Origin of the sequence: Variovorax sp. LjRoot84, assembly GCF_964254305.1 — a bacterium.
GTDB lineage: Bacteria > Pseudomonadota > Gammaproteobacteria > Burkholderiales > Burkholderiaceae_C > Variovorax.
Window position 1 is genome coordinate 1,155,569 of the sequence record NZ_CAXUTE020000002.1, and the last position, 21,150, is coordinate 1,176,718.

24 protein-coding genes and 1 pseudogene are annotated in these 21,150 nt (G+C 62.8%); 11 read left to right on the forward strand and 14 right to left on the reverse strand.

Annotated elements, in window-relative coordinates:
• Positions 1-44: 44 nt before the first annotated feature.
• A complete protein-coding gene (locus ACSQ9I_RS36280) occupies positions 45-482 on the reverse strand; it encodes a winged helix-turn-helix transcriptional regulator (protein ID WP_436316789.1) in 438 nt (145 codons plus the stop codon).
• Between the two features lie 127 nt (positions 483-609).
• Between ACSQ9I_RS36280 and ACSQ9I_RS36285 the strand changes: the two genes are divergently transcribed.
• Genes ACSQ9I_RS36285 through ACSQ9I_RS36295 form a run of 3 tightly spaced genes read left to right on the forward strand, consistent with a single transcriptional unit; the run spans position 610 to position 1,740 of the window.
• Positions 610-705, forward strand: coding sequence for an SDR family NAD(P)-dependent oxidoreductase (locus tag ACSQ9I_RS36285; protein WP_436316790.1), 96 nt, complete (start codon positions 610-612; stop codon positions 703-705).
• 5 nt (positions 706-710) lie between these two features.
• A complete protein-coding gene (locus ACSQ9I_RS36290) occupies positions 711-1,007 on the forward strand; it encodes a YciI family protein (protein ID WP_436316791.1) in 297 nt (98 codons plus the stop codon).
• 25 nt (positions 1,008-1,032) lie between these two features.
• Positions 1,033-1,740 (forward strand): SDR family oxidoreductase, encoded by a 708-nt coding sequence (locus ACSQ9I_RS36295; RefSeq protein WP_436316792.1) that lies wholly within the window; start codon positions 1,033-1,035, stop codon positions 1,738-1,740.
• Positions 1,741-2,386: 646 nt separating this feature from the next.
• On the opposite strand, the gene ACSQ9I_RS36300 is transcribed toward ACSQ9I_RS36295, so the two are convergent.
• From ACSQ9I_RS36300 to ACSQ9I_RS36310, 3 genes are all read right to left on the reverse strand, one after another.
• Positions 2,387-2,764: a hypothetical protein gene (locus tag ACSQ9I_RS36300; RefSeq protein WP_436316793.1), complete on the reverse strand. Its 378-nt coding sequence runs from the start codon at positions 2,762-2,764 to the stop codon at positions 2,387-2,389.
• Positions 2,765-2,888: 124 nt separating this feature from the next.
• A complete protein-coding gene (gene ydiJ, locus ACSQ9I_RS36305; protein ID WP_436316794.1) occupies positions 2,889-5,990 on the reverse strand; it encodes a D-2-hydroxyglutarate dehydrogenase YdiJ in 3,102 nt (1,033 codons plus the stop codon).
• Positions 5,987-6,685 (reverse strand): GntR family transcriptional regulator, encoded by a 699-nt coding sequence (locus tag ACSQ9I_RS36310; protein WP_436316795.1) that lies wholly within the window; start codon positions 6,683-6,685, stop codon positions 5,987-5,989. Before ACSQ9I_RS36310 ends, ydiJ begins: the two co-directional genes overlap by 4 nt.
• A gap of 115 nt (positions 6,686-6,800) precedes the next feature.
• Here ACSQ9I_RS36310 and ACSQ9I_RS36315 point away from each other — a divergent pair, with 115 nt between their 5' ends.
• The 4 genes from ACSQ9I_RS36315 to ACSQ9I_RS36330 are packed head-to-tail and all read left to right on the forward strand — an operon-like array spanning position 6,801 to position 10,789.
• Positions 6,801-7,478 carry an RraA family protein gene (locus ACSQ9I_RS36315; protein WP_436316796.1) on the forward strand — a complete coding sequence of 226 codons (678 nt, stop codon included), beginning with the start codon at positions 6,801-6,803 and terminating at the stop codon, positions 7,476-7,478.
• A complete protein-coding gene (locus ACSQ9I_RS36320) occupies positions 7,478-8,512 on the forward strand; it encodes a hydroxyacid dehydrogenase (protein ID WP_436316797.1) in 1,035 nt (344 codons plus the stop codon). The genes ACSQ9I_RS36315 and ACSQ9I_RS36320 overlap by 1 nt, the downstream gene beginning before the upstream one ends.
• Before the next feature lie 47 nt (positions 8,513-8,559).
• The gene (locus ACSQ9I_RS36325; protein ID WP_436316798.1) at positions 8,560-9,546 is read left to right on the forward strand and encodes a tripartite tricarboxylate transporter substrate binding protein; all 987 of its coding nucleotides are present in this window, start codon (positions 8,560-8,562) and stop codon (positions 9,544-9,546) included.
• A gap of 7 nt (positions 9,547-9,553) precedes the next feature.
• Positions 9,554-10,789 carry an alpha-hydroxy acid oxidase gene (locus tag ACSQ9I_RS36330; RefSeq protein WP_436316799.1) on the forward strand — a complete coding sequence of 412 codons (1,236 nt, stop codon included), beginning with the start codon at positions 9,554-9,556 and terminating at the stop codon, positions 10,787-10,789.
• 456 nt (positions 10,790-11,245) lie between these two features.
• On the opposite strand, the gene ACSQ9I_RS36335 is transcribed toward ACSQ9I_RS36330, so the two are convergent.
• From ACSQ9I_RS36335 to ACSQ9I_RS36355, 5 genes are all read right to left on the reverse strand, one after another.
• Positions 11,246-11,800, reverse strand: coding sequence for a hypothetical protein (locus tag ACSQ9I_RS36335; protein ID WP_436316800.1), 555 nt, complete (start codon positions 11,798-11,800; stop codon positions 11,246-11,248).
• Positions 11,801-11,895: 95 nt separating this feature from the next.
• The gene (locus tag ACSQ9I_RS36340; RefSeq protein WP_436316802.1) at positions 11,896-12,198 is read right to left on the reverse strand and encodes a DUF2314 domain-containing protein; all 303 of its coding nucleotides are present in this window, start codon (positions 12,196-12,198) and stop codon (positions 11,896-11,898) included.
• A 63-nt stretch (positions 12,199-12,261) separates the two neighbouring features.
• The gene (locus ACSQ9I_RS36345; RefSeq protein WP_436316803.1) at positions 12,262-12,597 is read right to left on the reverse strand and encodes a hypothetical protein; all 336 of its coding nucleotides are present in this window, start codon (positions 12,595-12,597) and stop codon (positions 12,262-12,264) included.
• Positions 12,598-12,650: 53 nt separating this feature from the next.
• Positions 12,651-13,046 carry a DUF7674 family protein gene (locus ACSQ9I_RS36350; protein WP_436316804.1) on the reverse strand — a complete coding sequence of 132 codons (396 nt, stop codon included), beginning with the start codon at positions 13,044-13,046 and terminating at the stop codon, positions 12,651-12,653.
• Between the two features lie 672 nt (positions 13,047-13,718).
• The gene (locus tag ACSQ9I_RS36355; RefSeq protein ID WP_436316805.1) at positions 13,719-14,003 is read right to left on the reverse strand and encodes a hypothetical protein; all 285 of its coding nucleotides are present in this window, start codon (positions 14,001-14,003) and stop codon (positions 13,719-13,721) included.
• Between the two features lie 256 nt (positions 14,004-14,259).
• On the opposite strand from ACSQ9I_RS36355, the gene ACSQ9I_RS36360 reads away from it, so the two are divergent.
• Both ACSQ9I_RS36360 and ACSQ9I_RS36365 read left to right on the forward strand, forming a co-directional pair.
• Complete coding sequence (locus ACSQ9I_RS36360; protein ID WP_436316806.1) at positions 14,260-15,444, forward strand: FAD-dependent monooxygenase; 1,185 nt, start codon at positions 14,260-14,262, stop codon at positions 15,442-15,444.
• 444 nt (positions 15,445-15,888) lie between these two features.
• Positions 15,889-16,536, forward strand: coding sequence for a glutathione S-transferase family protein (locus tag ACSQ9I_RS36365; RefSeq protein ID WP_436316807.1), 648 nt, complete (start codon positions 15,889-15,891; stop codon positions 16,534-16,536).
• 440 nt (positions 16,537-16,976) lie between these two features.
• Here ACSQ9I_RS36365 and ACSQ9I_RS36370 read toward each other — a convergent pair whose 3' ends face one another.
• From ACSQ9I_RS36370 to ACSQ9I_RS36390, 5 genes and pseudogenes are all read right to left on the reverse strand, one after another.
• Positions 16,977-17,216 carry a hypothetical protein gene (locus ACSQ9I_RS36370; protein WP_436316808.1) on the reverse strand — a complete coding sequence of 80 codons (240 nt, stop codon included), beginning with the start codon at positions 17,214-17,216 and terminating at the stop codon, positions 16,977-16,979.
• 6 nt (positions 17,217-17,222) lie between these two features.
• Positions 17,223-17,687: a hypothetical protein gene (locus tag ACSQ9I_RS36375; RefSeq protein ID WP_436316809.1), complete on the reverse strand. Its 465-nt coding sequence runs from the start codon at positions 17,685-17,687 to the stop codon at positions 17,223-17,225.
• A gap of 414 nt (positions 17,688-18,101) precedes the next feature.
• A complete protein-coding gene (locus tag ACSQ9I_RS36380) occupies positions 18,102-18,287 on the reverse strand; it encodes a hypothetical protein (RefSeq protein ID WP_436316810.1) in 186 nt (61 codons plus the stop codon).
• A 294-nt stretch (positions 18,288-18,581) separates the two neighbouring features.
• Positions 18,582-19,127: pseudogene (locus ACSQ9I_RS36385) on the reverse strand (tyrosine-type recombinase/integrase); the annotation flags it as partial.
• Positions 19,128-19,139: 12 nt separating this feature from the next.
• Complete coding sequence (locus ACSQ9I_RS36390; protein WP_436316811.1) at positions 19,140-19,298, reverse strand: hypothetical protein; 159 nt, start codon at positions 19,296-19,298, stop codon at positions 19,140-19,142.
• Between ACSQ9I_RS36390 and ACSQ9I_RS36395 the strand changes: the two genes are divergently transcribed.
• Positions 19,285-20,316 (forward strand): response regulator transcription factor, encoded by a 1,032-nt coding sequence (locus tag ACSQ9I_RS36395; RefSeq protein WP_436316812.1) that lies wholly within the window; start codon positions 19,285-19,287, stop codon positions 20,314-20,316. The two genes, ACSQ9I_RS36390 and ACSQ9I_RS36395, sit on opposite strands and share 14 nt — an antisense overlap.
• A 255-nt stretch (positions 20,317-20,571) precedes the next feature.
• A complete protein-coding gene (locus tag ACSQ9I_RS36400; protein WP_436316813.1) occupies positions 20,572-21,024 on the forward strand; it encodes a hypothetical protein in 453 nt (150 codons plus the stop codon).
• The last annotated feature ends 126 nt before the right edge of the window (positions 21,025-21,150 follow it).

A 21,150-nucleotide genomic window follows, 5' to 3' on the forward strand; every position in this document is an offset into this window, starting at 1 on the left:
ATCCGGGTGACGGAGTGGAATGGGGCTGAGCCAGCAGCACGGCTTCACTTCGGCGACAGCACGCGGAACGGGCGTGTCCCGATCTCTGCACCCGTCACCGCGTCGATCGCCACCGGCTCGATGTCAAGGCCGGTCTCGGCATCCAGGTAGCGCGCCAGTTTCCCTTTGCCACGGTACTTGCGGCCCCAGGCGCCGATCATGAAGAGCACCGGCAGGTAGGCGCGTCCGGCCTCGGTCAGCAGGTACTCCTCGCGCGGCGGGCGCTCCGAGTACAGGCGCTTCTCGAGCAATTGCTCCTCAGTCAGCGCCGCCAGGCGCTTGGTCAGCATGGTCGGGGCGATGCCCAGGCTCTTGCGGAACTCGTCGAAGCGGGTCAGCCCGACAGCTGCGTCTCGCAGGATCAGCATCGACCAGGCATCACCGAGCACATCCAGGGCACGCGCGATGGGACAAGGATTCGCGGAGGAATTTGCCGAGTTCATATCATTTCAGTATTGACTCACTACTGTATCGATACTAACATGCGCCCTCAGGCGGTCCACACACCAATGGCCCGCGCTGATGGCCACGACTCTTCCAACCCCTCGACCTGTCCGGAGAACCCACGACATGACCAAGACCATCCTCATCACCGGCGCCTCGTCCGGCTTCGGCCTGATGCTCGCCCAACGGCTGCACGCGCAAGGCTTCACCGTCATCGGCTGAGCGCCATGAAGCACTACCTCTGCAAGTGGATTCCGCCGCGCGCGGATTTCCTGCCCACGATGTCGGCCGACGAACGCGAGTGGATGAAGCAGCATGGCCGCTACCTGGACCAGTTGCTCGATCACGGCCTCATCGTCGCCCATGGCCCGGTGATGGACCCGGCCGGCGGCTACGGCGTCTCGCTGTTCAGCATCGCCGACGACCAGGACATCGCCGCGCTCACCTCGGCCGATCCAATCGTCAGGAACGGCGTCGGCCACTACGAGCACCACCCCATGCTTCACCTGAAGTCGCGTGCCTGAACGCCGCGCATCACGAAGGAACATCATGAAGATCCAAGGTTCTGTCGCACTCGTCACGGGTGCCAATCGCGGGCTGGGCGCGGCGTTCGCGCGCGGGCTGCTCGCCGCCGGCGCGGCCAAGGTCTATGCCGCCGCCCGGGACCCCGCCAGTGTCACCATGCCGGGCGTGGTGCCCGTGCGGCTGGACGTGACCCAGCCCGACCAGATCGCTGCACTCGCCCGCGAATTGACCGACGTGAGCCTGCTGGTCAACAACGCAGGCATCGGCGGTTCCGGCCCAGTGCTGGACCCGAAGGCGATCGACACGCTGCACCGGCAGTTCGAGACCAACGCAGTCGGGCCGCTGCGCATGGCGCAGGCCTTTGCGGGTACGCTGGGCGAGCGCGGCCACGGCGCCATCGTCAACGTGATCTCGGCGCTGAGCTGGGTCACGCTGCCAGGCGCGACCGGCAGCTACAGCGCATCGAAGGCTGCCGCCTGGGCGCTGAGCAATGCGATGCGGCAGGAACTGCGGGCACAGGGCACGCAGGTGCTGTCGCTGCATGTGGCCTTTATGGACACCGACATGGCGCGCGGCGTACCGGGGCCGAAGGCTTCGCCTGACGAAGTCGTGCGCCAGGCCCTTGCAGCGCTCGAAGCCGGGCAGTCGGAACTGCTGGCCGACGACATGACACGCAGCGTGCACGCCGGGCTGACCACCCAGCCGCCGATGTACCTCGGAATGGTCGGGTGAGCGGCGCGGGCTCGAAAGAGGAAGTCCGCTTTCCCTCGGCCCGTAGTTCAGCTATGGGCCCATACCGGCTGTACGCCTCGCTCCAAAGCGGCCGCTCAGAAGTGGCTTGGGACCATCTCATACAACGCAGCGCCGCTCACTGACTCCCGGTCCGAGGCGCGCTCGTCGCGATGACTTTTCACGGGCCGTACTACTTAGCGGCCGTTCGGAGTAGTCGTTTAAGAAAGCGGTACTCGGACATTGAGCTTGTCCGCTCCGTTGCATGCCAGACAGCGGCGACAACGATGAGGCGAGCAAACATCAGCATCAGCATCAGCATCAGCATCAGCATCAGCATCAGTATCAGTATCAGTATCAGTATCAGTATCAGTATCAGTATCAGTATCAGTATGATTCAGCGAACTGCTCGAGGTCTTTCCGCAACGTCACTGAGTAGTCCTTCGAAATCTCTGCTCGTGGCCTGCATCCTGCCAGGGGTACGGCTCGAGGCCTGCCGCTTTTGACATCAGCCGACCAGCATCAAAGCTCAAAGGCTTGCGCCGTGCGAAGGGCCAGCCACATGAAGCGATTCATAGAAGGCGAGGATCGCAGTCAGGTCACTCTGCTGTCGGATCTGACTCGTGGAAATCGACTTGGCCATGAGCCCTCATGTGTCCTGCACGACGAAGGCTGGGTCGACCATCCGCACACGATGGTCAACGTAGTAACCCCCGTATTCGGTGTAGCGCATGAACACGCTGCGGCACTTGCGGCAGGAGTACACGTCGCAGCGATTGAACGGATACCACGCGATGGCGATCGGTGCGTCGGGCGACCCGTAGCGGGTCCCGTTTGGGTGAAATTCTTCGAAGGTGGGTTCGTCCACGTCCGGTGGGCGCAAGCTTCCGACGCGCTCAACCTCTGCCTGCCATCGATCGTCGGTGATGCTTTCCCACGAGGGGGTTTGCAAAGCCTTGCAGCCGCAGGCCAGCGCCTCGGTGTCGAGGCGCTTCGAGGCCAGTTCGTGCAATTGCATGGGGTCCATGACGCGTTATAGCGCTTGAGCCCTACTAGGACAGGCTGCCGAAAAGCAACGAGCGGCAGCTGTCTGCAACCGTAAACTGAAGTTTTTGGCCCCAGAGCAGACGCGCCCTGTCGCCCGATGCTTGTTAAATTTCTTCATGATGCTCCGGTGTCGGTGCTGCAGGCCTCGGCCGCGCCGCTTGATCGCCCTTGAGGCGTCGCAGCAGCAGTTGCAACGGATGCGCAAGCTCCAGGCCATCCATGATCGCCGCTTGACAGCGGCAGGAGTAGCCCGTGGCGACCGTGCGGCCGGCATTCTCCGGATCTGAGAGGATGGACTTCCAACTCAGCCCATAGACGGCCTCGGAGGTGGTGCGATTGGCGCGCTCGTGGCCATACAGTCCCGCCATCCCGCAGCAGCCGCTGGCCACGACCTGCAGGTCAATGCCGAACCGCTCTCCGAGCTGCGCCCATTGCGCAGTCGCGGCGGGCGCATTGGTCCGCTCGGTGCAGTGCGGCAGCAGCGCCCAACGAGAGTGGCGGTCGGCTTTCAGCTGTGGCAACTCGTCCCAGCGTCGCAGCAGCCATTCCTGCGGAAGAGCCACTTCGGGAACCGCTTCCGCACCCAGCGCTTTAACGTACTCTGCCCGGTAGGTCAGCGTCATCGACGGATCAACGCCCACGAGACTGACCCCCGTGGACGCAAGTTCGCGTAGATGACTCGCATTGCGGGCTGCGGTGCGTCTGAACCTTTGCAGAAAGCCCAGGACGTGTTCCGGCTTTCCATTCGCGCGCAAGGGCGCAAGCCACGCGAGGAAGCCGAGCCTTTGCAGAAGTTCGCAAAAGTCCAAAACAACTTCCGTGTCGTAGTACGACGTGAAGGCGTCCTGGACCAGCACCACGCTGCGGCGTCTCTCATCCGGTGTCAGCGCGCGCAAAGCCCGCGCTGTCGCCGTCCGAACGCCCGAGCGACCAAGTGCCGGTTCGAGGGCGGTGGTTGCGAGTTCAGGCAGCGCCACCAGTCCAAGTGCACGGGTGACACCGCGACCGACACGATTGTGCGTCGCGGCATTTGCCAGCCGCGGGAACCTGGCTGCAAACGGCAAACAGATCTCAAGTCCCGCGATGAGGTAATCCTTGACGGGACGGAGGTAGCGCCCGTGGTACGCCTCGAGGAAGCGGGAGCGGAACGCCGGAACGTCCACCTTGATCGGACATTGACCGACACAGGATTTGCAAGCGAGGCATCCGTCCATTGCCTCCTTGACCTGCAAGGAGAAATCGCCAGAGCCGCGGCGGGCCTGCCAGGTATTGACGGCGCGCAGAGGAAATTCAAGCCAGCGCCGCGCTTGACTCTGGGGTAGGGACCGCGCCGCCGCTTGTTCCGCATCGTTGTCCTGTTCGGCCAGCAAGCGCAACCATTCACGCATGAGCGATGCGCGGCCCTTAGGCGAGTGCTTGCGGTCGCGCGTTGCCTTCCAGGACGGGCACATGGCATCGTCGGGGTCGTAGTTGAAACACGCGGCGTTGCCGTTGCAGTGCAGGGAGTCCTGGTTGGCCTGACGCACCGCGATCGGAATGCGGCGATCGGACTGCCCACGCGTGCCGACTGCGTCGAGCCGGGTGAGTTCGTGTCCCGGCGGCGAGGCGATCTTGCCCGGATTGAGCTGGTTGTAAGGATCGAAGGCGGCCTTGATCTGCTGCATGCGCGGGTACAGCGGGCCGAAGAACTCGGGGACATATTCGGAGCGAAAACCTTTCCCGTGCTCGCCCCAGAGGACGCCCTTGTACTTGCGCGTCAGGGCGAAGACCTCGTCGGAGATTTGGCGCACTAGCACCTCCTGCGCGGGGTCTTTCATGTCCAGCGCCGGCCGTACGTGCAGGCATCCAGCATCCACGTGGCCGAACATGCCATAGACCAGGCCGCGCGCGTCTAGAACCGCACGAAATTCGCGGATGTAGTCCGCCAGATGCTCCGGTGGCACGACGGTGTCCTCGACAAATGGCATGGGCCTGCGCTCGCCCTGCATGTTGCCCAGCAAGCCCACAGACTTCTTGCGCATCGACCAGATCGCTGCCGCGGCCGCTGGATCGCGGGCGACCGTATAGCCGCGGCGGCCTGATCCGCCAGAGGTCAGTACTGCCTCAACCTTGGCGAGCTGCGCAGCGAGCCCTGATTCGTCCGAGGCAACGAATTCGACAATGTTCACGCCCTCAGCAGGCCCTTCGAGATCGTCCGGAAAATACTCGCTTACCTTGAGCCAGACCGGGTCTTGCCGCGCGAGTGCCAGAACCGTCGCATCCACGGTTTCGCTGGAGGCGGCTTGCACCGCCATGAGCGCGCCTGCGTCACGCAGCGCAGCGTCGAACGTGGCGTAGCGAATATTGAGAAGCGCCGTGAATCGAGGAACAGGCGTGAGCCGGATCTTCGCTTCAGTGAAAAAGGCCAAAGTGCCCTCGGCACCGCAAAGCACTGCACTCAGATCGAATCGGCCCTCGCAGTCGCAAAGGTGCGCAAGGTCGTAGCCGGTCACGCAGCGATTGAGCTTAGGAAATCGCTCGGCGATGAGCCCAGCGTCGTCCTCTCGGATGCGGTCCAGCACCCGGAGCACATGACCTACCCGGTCGGTGCGCCCCTTCGCGACGACCAGCTCTGCGGCCGTCAGCGGTCTGGAGCACCACGACGTTCCATCCAGGAAAACTGCGCTGAGCTCGAGCACATGGTCACGCGTTTTCCCATACAGAACCGACCCCTGCCCTGAGGCGTCGGTCGCGATCATGCCGCCGATGGTTGCACGGTTGGAAGGCGAGAGTTCCGGCGCGAAAAACAGGCCCTGATCGGCAACGGCTGCATTCAACTGGTCCTTCACCACGCCGGCCTGAACGCGCGCCCAGCCTTCTTCCGCGTTGACTTCCAGCACGGCATTCATGTGGCGTGACAGGTCTACGGCGACGCCTTCGGTGAGTGACTGTCCGTTGGTGCCGGTGCCGCCGCCTCGGGGCGCGAACTTGACGGTTCGAAACCGCTCTTCGCCGGCGAGCTTGGCGATCCGGACGACGTCGGTCTCGTGGCGGGGGAAGACGATGGCCTGTGGCGGGAGCTGGTAGATGGAATTGTCTGTCGCGAACACCGTCCGGTCGGCGTGCCCCTGCGCAATCTCGCCATCGAAGCCACGCAGGCGCAGCTCGGCCAGAAATTCCGCGGTGACCGAGTCGGCGCGGGTTGAGGGAATGAGCGCCGGGATCATGCGCCGTCGGTGCCAGTTGCTGCAGGCCTGAACGCCTCACGCTGGCGTTTGAAGCGGTGCGACGCCACTCGCAGATGCAGTTGCATCACCTGTTTGGCGAGTTCGCCGTCATGTGCCCGTACGGCCGCGGCCAGATCGCGGTGATGACTCAGGCTCTGCAGCTTGTCTTGCAGCGTGCTGATGAAGTGCGAACGCAGCACGATGGGCATGTCGATCAAGGACGTCAGGATCGAGCGCAGGCGGGGGGATCCGGACGCGTCCAGGATCGCTCGGTGGAATCGGGCGTTGATTTCTTGCAATCGCTCGGGCAGTTCATCTCCCCCTTTGCGGATCGCGCGCTCCATCCGCTCGTTGAGGTCATCCAGCACATCAGCCAATGCGGTGCCTCCTCGGCGCGCAGCGAGCTCGGCGGCATGCGACTCAAGCAAGCCTCGCAGATCGAAGGTTTCGTCGATGTCCGAATCGGTCCATTCAGCCACTCGCACGCCCCGGTTCGGATCGGCCGTGGCCAATCGATCGTCGACAAGTCGCTTCAAGGCGGCGCGCACCGGTGTGCGGCTGAGCGCCAGTTCACGCGCGAGGTGTTCCTCTTTCAGCTGTGCACCGGGAGCGAACCTGCCACCGACTACCCACTGCTTCAGAGCTTCATAGGCCGTGTCCGCTGCGCTTCCTGTGATTGTTCCGCTTTTGTTCATTTGTTGCGTCCAGAAATTGACTGCCCCCTCTATAAGAGACAACCCTTAGCCTCTTGGCCTTGCTGTTTTGTTTTTTTATTGTACATTTCATTCCACTCACAACGAACTAAATCCTATGCTCGGACTCCAGATCCTCCACCGTCGTCGCCAGGTCTCCACAGGACTCATCGATGCCTTCCGCGGCCTGCCGGTTGCCAACATCAGTGACTGCATGTCGCGGATGACGGCGGGTGGCCCTCGCCTCCGCCCCATGCACAAAGGCGGCTCCATGGCTGGCCCCGCACTCACCGTCAAGTGCCGCCCTGGCGACAACCTGATGATCCACAAGGCGCTGACCATGGCCCAGCGCGGTGACGTCATCGTGGTGGACGCGGGCGGCGACCTGACCAACGCTCTTTTCGGGGAGATCATGGTCGCTACGGCGGTGAAGATCGGCGTGGCCGGCGTGGTGCTCAACGGCGCGGTCCGGGACTCGGAGGAGATCGGTCAAGGCGATTTCCCGCTCTATGCCGCGGGTGTCACACACCGCGGCCCCTACAAGGACGGTCCCGGGGAAATCAACGTCCCGATCGCCATCGACGGGATGGTGATTCAGCCCGGCGACCTGGTCGTGGGCGACGCGGACGGGCTGCTCTGCATCCCCTTCGACGACGCGGAGCAGGTGCTCGCCGCGACACACAAGAAGATGGAGGCCGAAAAAATAATGCTGGCCGACATCGCGGCAGGCCAGCTGGACACGAGCTGGATCGATGCCACGCTCAAGCGCCTTGGCTGCAACCCGGAGGCTGTTTGATGACCGGCCTTCAAAAGCGCGTCGTTCGCTCCGACTTGTGGATCGCTCCGGCGTTCGACGAGCGCATGGCCAGCGAGCAAGACATTGAACTGCGCATTTTTTCGGTGCGCAGCAACAGCGCCGCGGCGTGGGACATGCTGTCGGCGGCGCACGTGTATCACATCTCCGCCGCAAAGGACGAGCTGCCCAGGGAATTCTTCGCTCGCGACGAGCTCCTTGCCCGTTGCCCGGATTTGCTGTGCGTGTCCGCCGGCGGGGCCGGCTATGACACGGTGGACGTTGCTGCCTGCACGGCGGCTGGCGTGCTGGTTGTCAACCAGGCAGGCGGCAACGCAGTCTCCGTCGCCGAGCACACGCTGGCGATGATCCTGGGCATTTCCCGCCGCATGATCGAGGGCGACCGTCGCATGCGACGCGAGATCGGCTACTCCCGCGAGGACGTGATGGGTCACGAGATCCGCGGCAAGACGGTCGGGCTGGTGGGCATCGGGCACATCGGCTCGCGAGTCGCTGCCCTCGCGCGCGCGTTCGGTCTAGAAGTCATCGCCATTGATCCTCTCCTGTCCCACGAAGAGATCACACGTCGCGGCGCTCAGCCTGTGTCTTTCGATGACCTCCTCACGCGATCGGATTGCGTCTCCCTGCACTGCCCGCGCGATGCGAGCACCCTGAAGCTCATGAATGCCGACACTTTCGGCCGCATGAAGAAGGGGTCGATCTTCATCACCACTGCGCGCGGCGGCATCCACGACGAAAAAGCGCTGGTGCAAGCACTGCGGTCCGGTCACCTGGCCGGTGCTGGCGTGGACGTGTGGGACCAGGAGCCGCCTCCGCTGGACCACCCGCTGCTGGCCATGGACAACGTCTTCGCGACCTACCACGTGGCAGGCGTGACGCACGAATCTCGCGGCAATGTCGCTGCCATCAGCGCGGAGCAGATCGTCGACCTGCTGGCCGGCAACCGGCCTCCCCGTCTTATCAACCCCGAAGCGTGGGCTGCCTACGAAAAACGGCGCGCGCAGGTTCTGGGCTGAAGTTGCCCACTCACTCCCAACCCACCCTTCCGAAAGAGACAACCGAAATGCAACGCATCACCGATTTCCTGCGCCGCTTCTTGCCGGCCCTGGCCCTGTCCGCTGTCGCTGTCGCCCCTGGTATGGCGTCCGCAGCGTACCCCGAGCAACCGATCAAGATGATCGTGTCGTATGCCCCCGGAGGTGGCAGCGACGTCATCGCGAGGTTGGTCGCACAGTACATGGCCAAGCATCTTGGCAACAACGCCAGCATCGTGGTCGTGAACCGTCCAGGCGCGGGCGGCGGCATCGGTTTCGGCGAGCTCACGCGCGCTCCGGCAGACGGCTACACGATCGGCATGATCAACACGCCCAATGTCCTGACGATCCCGATCGAACGAAAGTCCAACTTCCACTGGCAGGACTACGACTTGCTGGGCAACGTGGTCGACGATCCCGACAACATTTCGGTGCGCGCTGACAGCGAATTCAAGACGCTCAAGGATCTCGTCACGTATGCCAAGGCGCATCCTGGTGAGGTGTCCTACGGGACAACCGGAGTCGGCTCGGATGACCATCTCGCAGCCCTGCAGCTCGAGAAGGCGACTGGGATCAAGATGAACCATGTGCCTTTCAAAGGCGCAGCCGAGGTCCTCAATGCCACGGTGGGCAAACAGATCACCATCGCAATCATGAACATCGGCGAGGCGCTGGCCGCTGTGAAGGGTGGCAACCAGCTTCGACAGCTCGGTCAGATGAGCGCGACCCGGACCAGCGTAGCGCCGAACGTGCCTACGTTCCGCGAGCAGGGGTACGACATCATCATGGCGTCCTTGCGCGGCTTCGCAGCGCCCAAAGGCTTGCCCGCGCCGGTCCGTGAGCAGCTGGTCGCGGCTCTGAAGAAAACCGCCGCGGACCCCGAATTTCAAGCGAAGGCTGCGAGTTACTACGCTCCCCTGCGCTATCTCGAGCCTCAAGCCTATTCGACAGAACTGAAAGAGACGGAAGCCAACTTCAAGCAGCTGTGGCAAGTGATGCCCTGGGGCGAGAAGTAGGCGGCGGATGCAGCGCGCAACCCCAGTAAGCGGCGTGGGCCCGCCGGACCGCGCTGCTGCAGATACCGGCTTGGGCAAATCGATTGGCCTTCCCGCGCGGCTAGGCCATGTTCTTTCCTTGGACGACTTTGAAGTTGCCGCACGCCGGCACCTGCCACGGCCCGTCTTTGCTTACGTTTCAGGCGGGGTGGAGCGCAATCATTCGCTGCGAGCGAATGCAAGAGCGTTCGACGCTTTTGAGTTCGTGACGAGAGTCCTGGTCGATACGTCCAGGCGCTCCACCGAAACGAACTTGTTCGGCCGAACTTGGTCGGCACCGTTCGGGATTGCGCCGATGGGAATCTGCGCACTCTCGGCCTACCGCGGGGATCTGGTGCTCACGACGGCGGCGGCGAATGAGAACGTGCCGATGGTGATGAGCGGCTCCTCGCTCATCCGGATGGAGGAGATCGTGAAAGCGAACCCGCAGGCGTGGTTCCAGGCTTACCTCCCCGGCACGGAGGAAGAAATCGTGGCCTTGATCAATCGCGTAAAGGCCGCAGGCTACGGAACCTTGGTGGTAACGCTGGACGCATCCATCGCGTCAAATCGCGAGAACAACATCAGGGCTGGATTCTCGACGCCGCTTCGGCCGAGCATGGCCTTGGCTTGGGAAGGTCTCACACATCCGCGGTGGCTCTTCGGTACTTTCTTAAATACGCTTGTGCGCCACGGCATGCCGCACTTCGAGAACAACTTCGCGCGGCGCGGTGCTCCCATTCTCTCCGCAAGCGTGTTGCGCGATTTCTCCGATCGCGGCCACCTTGGCTGGCAGCACATCCGGAAAATCCGCGAGATATGGCCAGGCACCTTGGTCATCAAGGGCATCCTCGATGTCCGTGATGCGCGGATGGCTGTGGAGACAGGGGCCGATGGCCTCATCGTTTCGAATCACGGAGGTCGCCAACTCGACGGCACCGTTTCGCCTTTGAGGGTGCTCCCCGCTATCGTCCACGCCTGCCCCGAAGTGCCGGTCATGATCGACAGTGGCTTCCGGCGTGGCACCGACGTGCTCAAGGCACTCGCCCTGGGCGCGAAGTTCGTATTCGTCGGCCGGCCATTCAACTACGCGGCCGCCGTTGCAGGCGAATCCGGTGTGCGAAGAGCCATCTCGCTCTTGCGCGAAGAGACCTCGCGCGACATGGCGATGCTGGGCGTGTCGTCGGTGCAGGATGTCGCAAGGGACTGCCTCTTAGGGGCCTAATTCCAATGCGGCAGCCATGCGGCAAGAGGCTTTCCCTTTCGCGTAGCTGTTTCTCCAGAAGCAAGAGCCTTGGCGACTGTCTGGTTCTGGCCGGTCGTTGCCGAAGCATCGCCGTCAGCGCTACGGTCGGCGCCTTGCTTTGTCTTCTCGCCTGGAGAGCCGTCTCATGCTTCGCTCACGGGCCAGGTCCGCGGCAGAGGGCCGAGTGAAGTAGCGCCAAAGGGCGCCCAAGACTGCTAAGGCGAGCAAGCTCAGAAAGGCATAGGCCACGAACTCAGTGAGCCAGGAGTCGGGTCTTCGCCGCCACCGCCACCGCCGCGCCTGCGGGCATGAACCGGCGTTGCCATCAGGCTCGCCGTCGCAACTGAGCTCAGAAGAGAAGTCGAGAGAGGGTCATGCCGTTGCCATGAACTGGCGGGCGGTGTCGAAGGTCCGCAGCCGCATTCTGCCTTCAGGCTACGCCGTCTCTGATGCCTCAGGCACGCGCGGTGGGAAGCGCCAGAGTGGCATTCGAGCGCCAAGAGCGAAGGCACAGAACACGATAGTCGCCATGACACCAACTGAGAGAGCAGTGTCGACAAACGCTTCGAGGCGATGCGTGCGACCCCATTCGTTCGAAGGATATGCGGCTTTCAAGGCGCCAAGAGCGAGTGCTGACACGACCCCAGCTCCGGCCATCAGCGTAACTGTCGCTGCACCCACGCGAGCAAGACACACGGACAAAGGCATCACTACAAACGACGCAAACGGCAGCACAAAGATGAGTGACAGGACGAACATGTACCCGGCTTCTTCCATGCTACCCCCGCCGGTGAGAACCACCAACACCGATACGACGAACATCGCAGCGATGACTGCGCAGTAGCCCTGGGCGACCAGGCGCAGTCCCAAGCGCTGGAACGACCGCCAGGCGACAACGCGGAGGAAGAGCGTCGGAAGCCCAAGAATCGCGAGAAGGAGCCCCACGCCGAGAGGCGAGCTGAGGTAGTGAACGGCGAAGTCGGGCGCCATGGTCAACGAGTCGTTGAAGTCATTGTTCGCGGGTGTCTACTGTCCAATTTAGGCTCGCCGGGCAATGTCCGGTGCTGGCCGCATCCGGCGGTCGGTTAGCTGGACAGGTGGATTTGAATCACATGCTCCGGACCAAACTGAACCAGTGTCCCAAGTTCAAGCTCCTCGGTGCAATATGGCTGGTTGTCGAGCGCGCCGACGTAGCCTGATGGACCGGTGGACTGCACGATGACCCACATTCGCTCAACGTCAACTTCGCCATCATGCTCGATTCGGAAGACGAGCTTCACGATGTCGCCAGGTACCAAGCAAGTCCTGGCTCCGAGTGGAGGAAGATAAAACGTCGCGGGTGCAGCCGCATGCATCGCTTCTCCGTTGTCTAGTTCGAAATTGACCATGTGATTCGTGGTGCGTATATGTATGCCTGGTCGTGGCTGAATTCTGCCTTTTCCCAAGTGGCTTCACGCGCCGTGCTGCCAAACCAGTGCGGCGACAAGAACGATGAATGCAACTACGAACAGCCCGAAGAACGAGTACCAGCCTGCCCGAAGAGCAGAGCAATAGGCGATGAACGTCCGGTCATGCGTCGCCAGGTACGCGCGTCGGTCCAGGAACTCGAAGAAACTTCGACTTGCAGGCGTTCTGGCGAGCCACCCCCAAGCAGCGGGCTGCCCCCAACTGGCCCAGACCTCCGGGAACCGTTTGCGAAGGATGGACGCCATCGTGACCGTTCCAATGCACACGGTAACCCCGAGCGCGAAAACCGCGTAGACAAGAAGTTGTGCGACGTAGTACATCAGGCGTTGAGGGCAATCAGGAGCGGGAGAGAATGTCTGCAACTGGCCAGCGGCTAGGGCTGGGGACGTACTAGAGGGGCTTTCCCAGACCAAAAATCGTTGAGGCTGCTCCACCATTTTCGGCTTTCCTCTCCGAGGTACGCGCGGAAAGTTGCGGGGTCGGCCCCGCTATTGGCCCACACGTTCTGAACAGACTCAAGAATCCCGACCGTGGCAAATTCCTTGACCCAGGGCGAGCCCTCAACATGCATGCGCTCCACTGCTGCGGCTACTGCCGGGAAGGTCTCGGTTAGTGAATCCTTGTACAGGCTCAGCAGATGCGCGGCAAATGACCCTGCCGCGACGTAGAGCAGGTCTTCGCCGTGCTCCCGTTGGTGTTCCTCCCAGCGGTCGGCGAACGATGGGCAAGCATCGATTAGCAACTGCATCGCCTGTTGCGGTTCAATCATCTAGGCCGTGGTGGTTGTATGCGCACTTGGCGGCCGACTATTAGCCAGGTCGAAGACGTTGGCACGGCACTGGCAGGTGAACCTGGGCGGCCGCGACGCAGTTCCGCTTGAGCCGAATTCGGAACCGAAGTCGAGCGGGCGTCAGCCGAGCCACTGGACTTTCCAATCCGCTTCTTGGACAAAGCGCTGAAGGGAAGCCTTGTCCTCGACCAACTTCCATGATTTCTCCATTGCACCGACATCTCAACGGCCGCTTCTGCGCCTTCGCCTCACTCGCCGGAGAATTAGCAGACTGTCCACAGCGAGGACTACGGGGAGAACAACGGCGACTGGCCACCATTCGCCATAGCTGAAAGCGAAGTAAATCGACGCGAGGACTGCCGTCCACGCCGCGGTATGGTATGCAGAATCGAGAGCCAACGAGGGCAGCCAGGAACGAAGGAGTTTCATCAGCGGCGCATACAAATAGTTGCAGCGGGCGAAAGTCAGCAGTTGGCCGATTGTTGATGGCCGCTCGGTTGGTGTGCACGCGCTTCAGCGCGAGCGGCTCGCAAACCCACAGAAATCGTTGTGTACGCGCCGCGAAGGTCGGCTATGAGGCGAACTGAGCCTGCTCACTGAATGACGGGTTCTGGCCGAGACCGGGTGCCAACCGACGCTGCCGAACCCTACCTAGAAATCGGCAGGCGTCGTGGTGTGATAACCCGTCAGCCGACCACCCTGAGTCTCTTCGGGCCCGCGAGCCTTACCGGTTGAGAACACAAAGGTCGCCGCGGTGAGCACGACGAATGCAACCAGCAACCAGAAGCCGAACGTGTAGACGAGCCAGATAGGGCCGAGGGCGACGAGTAGAAGCAGCAGCGCTCTGAGCATGCCGTCAGTTTGCCCCAATGGGGTCACCCCGCGGCGTGACGGAATCGACAAGCCAACGCCAAATTTCACCGTCCTGTTCTGCATGCCAGTCCCGAGCTAAGGCAACGCACGAGGAACTGGGGACAGCGTGCGAATGTCCGCAGTTGGCCGACTGTAGTGTCGCCGGTCGGGGCCCAAAACAGTCAAGGGCGGCGGATCAGAGCGGCCATTCGCGATCTTCCCGGCCCACCTCAGTCGCGCTCACCCGGCATAGCGAGAATCAGCTCCTCGTCAATTGCCGTTGCCCTCTGCCCGTCACGCTCACACAATGCCCTGTTGAAGGATTTTCGATTGGGTTGAAATGGCATCTCGACCAAACGTCCTGATCATCGGAGGCGGAATTGGCGGCTTGTTCGCCGCCAATGCGCTGATCGGCCAGGGGCTGCGTGTCTCGGTCTATGAACAGGCGTCCGCCCTGGGCGAGATCGGCGCTGGTGTGTTTGTGACACCGAATGCGGTGCGCCACTTGGAGCGTGTGGGCCTCGGGCCCGCCGTCGAGAGATGGGGTGCGCGAGTCGGTCCCGGCTCCTACTACTTTCGCCACGACGGTACGCCGATCGCCCCGGTGCAGGTGTCGGATGCCTCCGGCTGGAACGCGACCTTTGGCATGCACCGCGCCGACTTTGTCGATTTCCTCGCTGCCAACCTGCCCGCCGGGATCGTCCATACCAGCCATCGTGCTATCGCCTTCAAGCAGACCGACGACGTAGCCCGCGTCGAATTTGCCAACGGCGCCATCGCCGAGGCCGACGTTGTGGTTGCCGCCGACGGAATACATTCCGAACTGCGTTCCTACGTCTTTCCGCCCTCGAAGCCCGTCTTTCACGGCACCATTTCTTATCGAGGTCTGGTCTCGCGGGAGCGCCTGCCGAACTGGCCGATGGACCGCTGGCAAATGTGGGCCGGTCCATCCAGGCATTTCCTGGTCTTCCCTGTTCGTCACGGAACGATGGTCAACTACGTCGGGTTCGTACCGACCGATGAGGAAATGAAGGAATCGTGGTCCGCGCCCGGCGATCCGGCGGTGCTGCGCCGCGAGTTCGAAGGCTGGGACCCGCGCATCGCCGATGTCCTTCAGCAGGTCGACAAGACATTTCGCTGGGCACTCTACGACCGCGAGCCGTTACCGACCTGGACCAAGGGCCGGTTGACGCTGCTCGGCGACGCGGCACATCCGATGCTTCCGCATCTGGGTCAGGGGGCCAACCAGGCAATCGAGGACGGCATGGCGCTCGCCACGATCCTGGCCCAGGTGGACGCATCGGGAGTACCGGCGTCGCTACTTGCCTACGAGCGATTGCGTCGCAAGCGCGTGGCGGAGATTCAGCTTGGTGCCCGACAGAATGGACTGCGTCTCGACTCGACCGACATCGATCTCAGTGCCCGTGACGCGGCGCTCGCCGCGCACGCCGAATTCCGCAAGCGCCTCTACGCCTACGACGTGGTGGCGGATGCGCGCGCCGCCGCGGCCGCGCTGCTGCAATAGATTTCTTTCGGCGCACGGCCCGCCCTCGTAGGAAACTGAAATGTTGGCCTTTGGAGATCAGTGAAAAGTATGTGCCTTGGCTTTTGAGGCACCCAGGCGCGGTACTGAAATGTTCGCTGCGTTCCTACAATACCGGTGGGGTCTATCCATCGAGCGGACATGCCCTGGCCAAGCCGGCGTTGAATCGCGAAGCGATTGACCCCGGAAGGTCCTGCCTGTCTTCATCACCGGATTTTGGTTCCAGCCACTTCGCTTTGGGCGCATGCCGTCATGGCGATGGACCGCAAGGGAGCCCGGTGCTGTACGTGACAGACGAGTCCTCATAGAAGCCGACGTTCGGCTAGCAGCCCAGTTGTAACAACAACAAGGCGCGAGATCCCAAGGCATCGTTCACAAGATTGCCCCCTGCCCTTGAGTCGACGGCACACGCTGGAGAGTAGAACCATGCTCAAGGTCTATGGATTCTCACGCGTCAACTCGGTCGCCCGCGGCCACACCCGGGACCTGCGGGTTCTGTGGGCACTCGAAGAAATGCAGATGCCGTTCGAGCTCGTCGGCATGGACCATCCGGCGCATGAACTCAATACGGATGCCTACCGCAGGCTGAGTCCCTTCGAGCAGATTCCGGCGATCGATGACGACGGGATCGTGCTGTCCGAATCGGCGGCGATTCTGATCTACCTTGCGAAGAAGGCGAATAAGTTGATCCCAAGCGATCCCGCGGGCGAGGCGCAGGTTGTCCGCTGGTGCCTGGCAGCAATGAACTCGGTCGAACTGCCGCTGATGAGCATGCTCTTCATCGACTGGACTTCCGACAGTGACGCAGGCGCGGCCAAGCCCAGGCAGTTCATGGTGGGCTGGGCGAAACGCTTGTTCACCGGACTGGAGCGCTGGCTGGAGGGCCGTGAGTTCGTGGCCACCGACACTTTCACGGTGGCCGACATCCTCATGTCGCATGTGCTCACCGAGGTCAGGGACGAACGGTTGCTGGAGCCCTATGGAAACGTCCGGAACTATCGCGACCGTTGCTTGTCTCGGGCCGCTTGGCGTCGAACGATGGAGAGGTATCTGGCTCGGGTGGAAGAGGGTTGACACTGGCAGCATGGCTACCAGTTACGAAGTCGATCCCGCGCGCGTCCACGAATTCGCGGACGGCGACCGGCCCAAAGCGGCGTAAGCGCAACGCACAAGCGAAGCTCCAATGGCGCGATATCGGAGATTGCGCAGGTTCGACGGCGCGCTGCGCGATGGTCGCATGGCGCCGAGCACGGTGTAAGCGGTAATTTGCCTCACGGCGGATTTCTCGCGGCTAACAACCGGCGACGTTCCGCAACCCTCGTATCGGCACATGCGTTTACGTGCTCCATGGGTTGCTGCAACGCCTTGAGCAGCAGCCGGGTCTGATTGCCGGCATGACCGAGGGAGTGCGTCACGACCGCGCAGCGATGAACCCAGACGCCTCCGCGTCAGCTGCCCATGGTTGTGAGATTGCCGATGAGGCGCTGCGTATGCTCCGGCCCATGGGCGAACAGTTACAGTAAGTCATCTCGCAGCGCCTGGGCCAGCCCGCAGCAGAGGTTCAGCGGCAGCAGCAAGGCGTGCAGCGCCAGAACCGGCGGCAGCCAGGTTAGCGCTGCGTAGGCGATGAACAGCAGGTTGCTGGCGATCGCAAGGCTGCGCAGCGCCGTCATCGAGCGCGCCGAGAACGTCGCCAACACCAGCGCCGCCGCGGCGTAGCCGAGCAAGTCGATGCAGCCGCCCGCGTTCGCCATGCGTTGCTACGGATGAACTTGGGCCGCGTAGCTACCCGTAGGGGCCACGTCGCTGCCGTCGGGGGTGTGGTTGTTGAACATGTGGTCCCAGTTGCCCGTCCAGTTGGCCACGTGCCCCACCACGAGCACGGTGCCCGCCGGCTTGGCGCTGGCAGGCGCCTCGAAGTAGAAGTAGCTGCTCGTCATGCTGCTGCCACCGTTCACGGTGTATGAGCCGGTGGTCAGGCCGCCGAAATAGCTGCCGTTGAGGCTGGTGCTGATCATGGCGCCGTTCGAGCCGGCGACCCGCAAGCTGACGTCGGTCATGTTGATGTGGCCGGTGTTTTCGACCTTGACTTTGAACTTCCATTTTTCGTTGATGTTGATCACGCCCGCAGTGCCGTCTGCCAGCGCAACATCCACGATGCTGACGACGACTTCGTCCTGCAGGTAGTTGTCGAATCCGATTGCGATGTCGTTGAGGATGGTCATGATGCTTACCTTTGGGTTGATGGGCCGGTAGAGTGGGGACCGAGGTCGCCGCCGGCTGTCGACGGCCTCGGGATTGGGAAGCCGATAACTTTCGCTGCCATTCGGCGACGCCGCCGCTGACCTGTTCGAAGCGGTTGTTCTGCAGCCAGCGCAAGCGGCCGGCAATTGCCGCGCATGGCCGTCGAGAAAGGCGAGGTCGGCGCAGCGGCGCGGAGGCGGCGATGGGTTGCCGGATCAGCAGCTTCACCTCGCGCTGCAGGTGGCCGTCGTCGGTGTAGAAAGCGCCGTGGGCGAGTTCGGTGAATGTGTGTCGCGCGGCCGGTAGGTAGAGGTCGGTGCTGGCGGCCTTGGGGCCGGCGCTGACGCACGCCCGCAGCAGTGCGGAGAAGAAAAGTCGTGTGATCGGCGTGCGGTTCATGCCTCCAAAGGTATTTGGAAACGCCTCGCGCCGAATCCCACTGCAGGGGGGAATGCGGCCTCGGGAAAGGCTGTCGGCCGATCAGCCGATCGCGTCGGCTGATCGGCCGACAGACGCGCCACCAGTTGCTGGTGGCCGTTGGTGTCGAGCCGCGCGTAGATCGCCTTGAAGTAGTCCTTCAAGGTGTTGGGCGTGATGTTCAGTCGGCGCGCCTCCTCGACATTGGGCAGCCCCCTTGGCACTGAGCAGCGCGAGCTCCTTCTGTCGTATCGTCAGCTCGGTGGCATTGACCCGCTCCAGCAGAGGTGATCGTCCTTTCCGTGCAGATTGATACGCTTCGCAAAAAAAGTTCAACGCCGACGATCACTTAGGAAACTGACATCCTTCCGAAGCCCGACCTTTTCATGCAGATCGGTACGCTTTTCATCAAGAGCACCGGTCAAACCCGGTTTTGCGCATGACTGGGTCGTACGCTGCTATCGCGCGGTCGGTACGCCGAACGCAGCATCCATCTGCCGAGCCCGCTTGACCTCATCGCCGTGCAGGTAGATCGAGGTCGTCGAGACGGAGGCGTGCCTCAGGTTGTCGCGCACGGTGGTGAGTTCGGCCCCACGCGCGAGCGCGTGCGCCGCGTGGGTGCGGCGCATCCAATGCGGACTGGCGCGCCACAGCTTCTCGGCCGTGGACGGAGCCTCCTGCTCGATGACCTCGGCCACCTTGGTGAAGAAGCGCCGCATGATGGCCCACAGGCGCGTGGCCGTAATGCCGGCGGCGCAGTCGTTCACGAGACTGGCGATCAGCGGAGTCTTCGGGTCCCAGCGCGCCGGCGGGTGCGATAGCTGGCGTTGCATCAAGTACCGGTCGAGGGCCGAGCGCGCCAACGGCGGCAGCGCCACCTTGCCCGCCTTGCTGCCCTTGCCCACCAGATGCAGCCAGTGATCGCCATGTGCATCGACTTCGATTTGTCCCAGCGTGGCGACCACCAATTCGCCGATGCGCAGGCCTGTGGCATAGGCGAAGTCGCTTCGGACTGCCTATAGGCGAGAAGATTTAGGCCGTTCGGGCCCGTGGCCAATCGGTGCGAAACGGCCTTTAATGCCTGCGATGGAAAGCAAGCAGATCTCGACGATCACGAAGGTCCGGCAGATCTGCTGTGCCGGGCTGCCGAGTCGTTCGTTCATGCCGATGGTCATTGCCGAGCTCCGCGCGTCGATCCCAATGGCCGCCTGCCAGTTCATCTGGTCGAACGAAAGCGGGCGAGTCATCAACGCCTGGTCCGACACCTTCCAGCCGCGCCGTGCGGCGTGGATCATCCTGCACCGGAAGCAGTACGAGATCGACGCTGGCATGACCTACCAGGACCTGGTGTTGTTCGGCAAACCGACCGGCAACCTGCGCTTCTGGTGGGACAGCGGATTCGACGCAACCGCGAGCTACGCCGCCCTGTTCGAGCGCTATGGCTACAAGTGGTTTCTCGATGGCATCGTGCGCGATTCGATGCGCCCCTACGGCAACTTCGGGCTGATCCGCAATCGCGACGATCCCGACTTCACTGCCGCCGAGGAGTCGCTGCTCGCCCGCGTGTTGCCCTACGTGGCCCACGCGATGCGTGTCGACGTGTCGCGTGCGCCGAAATTCATCCGTGCCGCAGGGCAGTCGGCGCTGATCGTCTGCGACGCAGGTGGGGACGTGATCGAATGGTCGCGGCAGGCCCATCAGCTGGCCGTTTTTGCGCTGGTCGACAGCATCACCTACGAGGCCGAAGTGGCGCATGGCGATCTCGGCGAAATGCGAACCGCGCTGAAAGACATTGTCTTGCTGCTGCGCAAGCGCATCGACGAAAACGTGGCCGGCGCCGAGCTGCCGGCGCTGGTGCGGCGCAACGGCTGGGGCGAGTTCGTGTTCCGCGGCTATCGGCTCAGCGGTTCGCGCGGACCGTCCGACCGCATCGGCATCCTGATCGAGCAACTTGTGCCGTTCGAAGCGCACCTGCTGGAACGCGTCAATGCGACGGAACTGTCGACGCGGCAAAAGGAGATCGCGCTGCTCAGTGCGAAAGGCGTGCCCAACGCCGAGCTCGCGCGGCGGTTGAACATCACGCCGAACACCTTGAAGGACTACTTCAAGGCAATCTACGCGCGGCTCGAAATCAACAGCCACCATCAGCTGGTCGAGCGCCTGTCGGCGGATCAGCCCATCGCAGTCGGCTGAAGCGGCCAGCCTCTACACCGAGGCGCATCCCCCCCTGCGGTGGGATTCCGAATCGAGGTGATTCCAAATACCTTTGGAGTCATGAACTGCAACTCGATCACACGGCGACTTCCGGCGCTGCTGTCACCCGCAAGGCAATCACATTGAAGAAGCCAGCGGCGTCGCCCGAGTGGCAGCGCACATGAATGCCGATGTCGTTCGTAGCCGGGCACGACATGGGTCCCACAGCCACCGGCCCAATCCAAGGAGATTCAAATGTCAGTCTTCAGCAAAGATACCGCGCCGTTGGCGCATCGCGGCGCCCTGGTCGCAATTGTCGCGGCGCTCGCCGTCTCGTTCGGTGCCACGCCGCAGGCCGGCGCGGCCGATCTCACATGCAAGCCGGACGTATTCGCGAAGAACAGGAAGGCGGCCTCGATCAAGGTCACCAGGTTCGAGTACACGGTCCTCGGCCGGACCTATACCGAAGGCCTGGCCAACAAGCGGCTGGCGCCGGGCGAGGAGGTCGACTGGGACAAGGTGAGGCTGCAACACGCGGCCATCGGCAACGTGATCACCTCCACCCGGATCGAGTACAAGGACGACACCAGCGGCGTCGGCAGCCCCATCGGCGACCCCTACGGCCCCCCGCGGTGGTCGGACCCGCATCCGCACACGTCCAGCTACCCTTGCTTGACGGACCGCAACTACGCCCACTACATCGAGTAGTGCGCCGCGGGCGCTGCGACTTCCACTCAGGATCGCGGCGTTCGCAGCCAAGGCACAAAGGCGGGCAACGTGTGCTATCGGCGAAACGAACAGCGGCAAAGGGTGCCAACCGGCTACAGTCGGCCA

What these genes read in the sequence shown, in the direction of transcription:
- ACSQ9I_RS36280 (WP_436316789.1), bottom strand. Translation starts at nt 482, where the DNA reads ATGAACTCGGCAAATTCCTCCGCGAATCCTTGTCCCATCGCGCGTGCC.
- ACSQ9I_RS36285 (WP_436316790.1), top strand. Translation starts at nt 610, where the DNA reads ATGACCAAGACCATCCTCATCACCGGCGCCTCGTCCGGCTTCGGCCTG.
- ACSQ9I_RS36290 (WP_436316791.1), top strand. Translation starts at nt 711, where the DNA reads ATGAAGCACTACCTCTGCAAGTGGATTCCGCCGCGCGCGGATTTCCTG.
- ACSQ9I_RS36295 (WP_436316792.1), top strand. Translation starts at nt 1,033, where the DNA reads ATGAAGATCCAAGGTTCTGTCGCACTCGTCACGGGTGCCAATCGCGGG.
- ACSQ9I_RS36300 (WP_436316793.1), bottom strand. Translation starts at nt 2,764, where the DNA reads ATGGACCCCATGCAATTGCACGAACTGGCCTCGAAGCGCCTCGACACC.
- ydiJ (WP_436316794.1), bottom strand. Translation starts at nt 5,990, where the DNA reads ATGATCCCGGCGCTCATTCCCTCAACCCGCGCCGACTCGGTCACCGCG.
- ACSQ9I_RS36310 (WP_436316795.1), bottom strand. Translation starts at nt 6,685, where the DNA reads ATGAACAAAAGCGGAACAATCACAGGAAGCGCAGCGGACACGGCCTAT.
- ACSQ9I_RS36315 (WP_436316796.1), top strand. Translation starts at nt 6,801, where the DNA reads ATGCTCGGACTCCAGATCCTCCACCGTCGTCGCCAGGTCTCCACAGGA.
- ACSQ9I_RS36320 (WP_436316797.1), top strand. Translation starts at nt 7,478, where the DNA reads ATGACCGGCCTTCAAAAGCGCGTCGTTCGCTCCGACTTGTGGATCGCT.
- ACSQ9I_RS36325 (WP_436316798.1), top strand. Translation starts at nt 8,560, where the DNA reads ATGCAACGCATCACCGATTTCCTGCGCCGCTTCTTGCCGGCCCTGGCC.
- ACSQ9I_RS36330 (WP_436316799.1), top strand. Translation starts at nt 9,554, where the DNA reads ATGCAGCGCGCAACCCCAGTAAGCGGCGTGGGCCCGCCGGACCGCGCT.
- ACSQ9I_RS36335 (WP_436316800.1), bottom strand. Translation starts at nt 11,800, where the DNA reads ATGGCGCCCGACTTCGCCGTTCACTACCTCAGCTCGCCTCTCGGCGTG.
- ACSQ9I_RS36340 (WP_436316802.1), bottom strand. Translation starts at nt 12,198, where the DNA reads ATGGTCAATTTCGAACTAGACAACGGAGAAGCGATGCATGCGGCTGCA.
- ACSQ9I_RS36345 (WP_436316803.1), bottom strand. Translation starts at nt 12,597, where the DNA reads ATGTACTACGTCGCACAACTTCTTGTCTACGCGGTTTTCGCGCTCGGG.
- ACSQ9I_RS36350 (WP_436316804.1), bottom strand. Translation starts at nt 13,046, where the DNA reads ATGATTGAACCGCAACAGGCGATGCAGTTGCTAATCGATGCTTGCCCA.
- ACSQ9I_RS36355 (WP_436316805.1), bottom strand. Translation starts at nt 14,003, where the DNA reads ATGCAGAACAGGACGGTGAAATTTGGCGTTGGCTTGTCGATTCCGTCA.
- ACSQ9I_RS36360 (WP_436316806.1), top strand. Translation starts at nt 14,260, where the DNA reads ATGGCATCTCGACCAAACGTCCTGATCATCGGAGGCGGAATTGGCGGC.
- ACSQ9I_RS36365 (WP_436316807.1), top strand. Translation starts at nt 15,889, where the DNA reads ATGCTCAAGGTCTATGGATTCTCACGCGTCAACTCGGTCGCCCGCGGC.
- ACSQ9I_RS36370 (WP_436316808.1), bottom strand. Translation starts at nt 17,216, where the DNA reads ATGGCGAACGCGGGCGGCTGCATCGACTTGCTCGGCTACGCCGCGGCG.
- ACSQ9I_RS36375 (WP_436316809.1), bottom strand. Translation starts at nt 17,687, where the DNA reads ATGACCATCCTCAACGACATCGCAATCGGATTCGACAACTACCTGCAG.
- ACSQ9I_RS36395 (WP_436316812.1), top strand. Translation starts at nt 19,285, where the DNA reads ATGCCGATGGTCATTGCCGAGCTCCGCGCGTCGATCCCAATGGCCGCC.
- ACSQ9I_RS36390 (WP_436316811.1), bottom strand. Translation starts at nt 19,298, where the DNA reads ATGACCATCGGCATGAACGAACGACTCGGCAGCCCGGCACAGCAGATC.
- ACSQ9I_RS36400 (WP_436316813.1), top strand. Translation starts at nt 20,572, where the DNA reads ATGTCAGTCTTCAGCAAAGATACCGCGCCGTTGGCGCATCGCGGCGCC.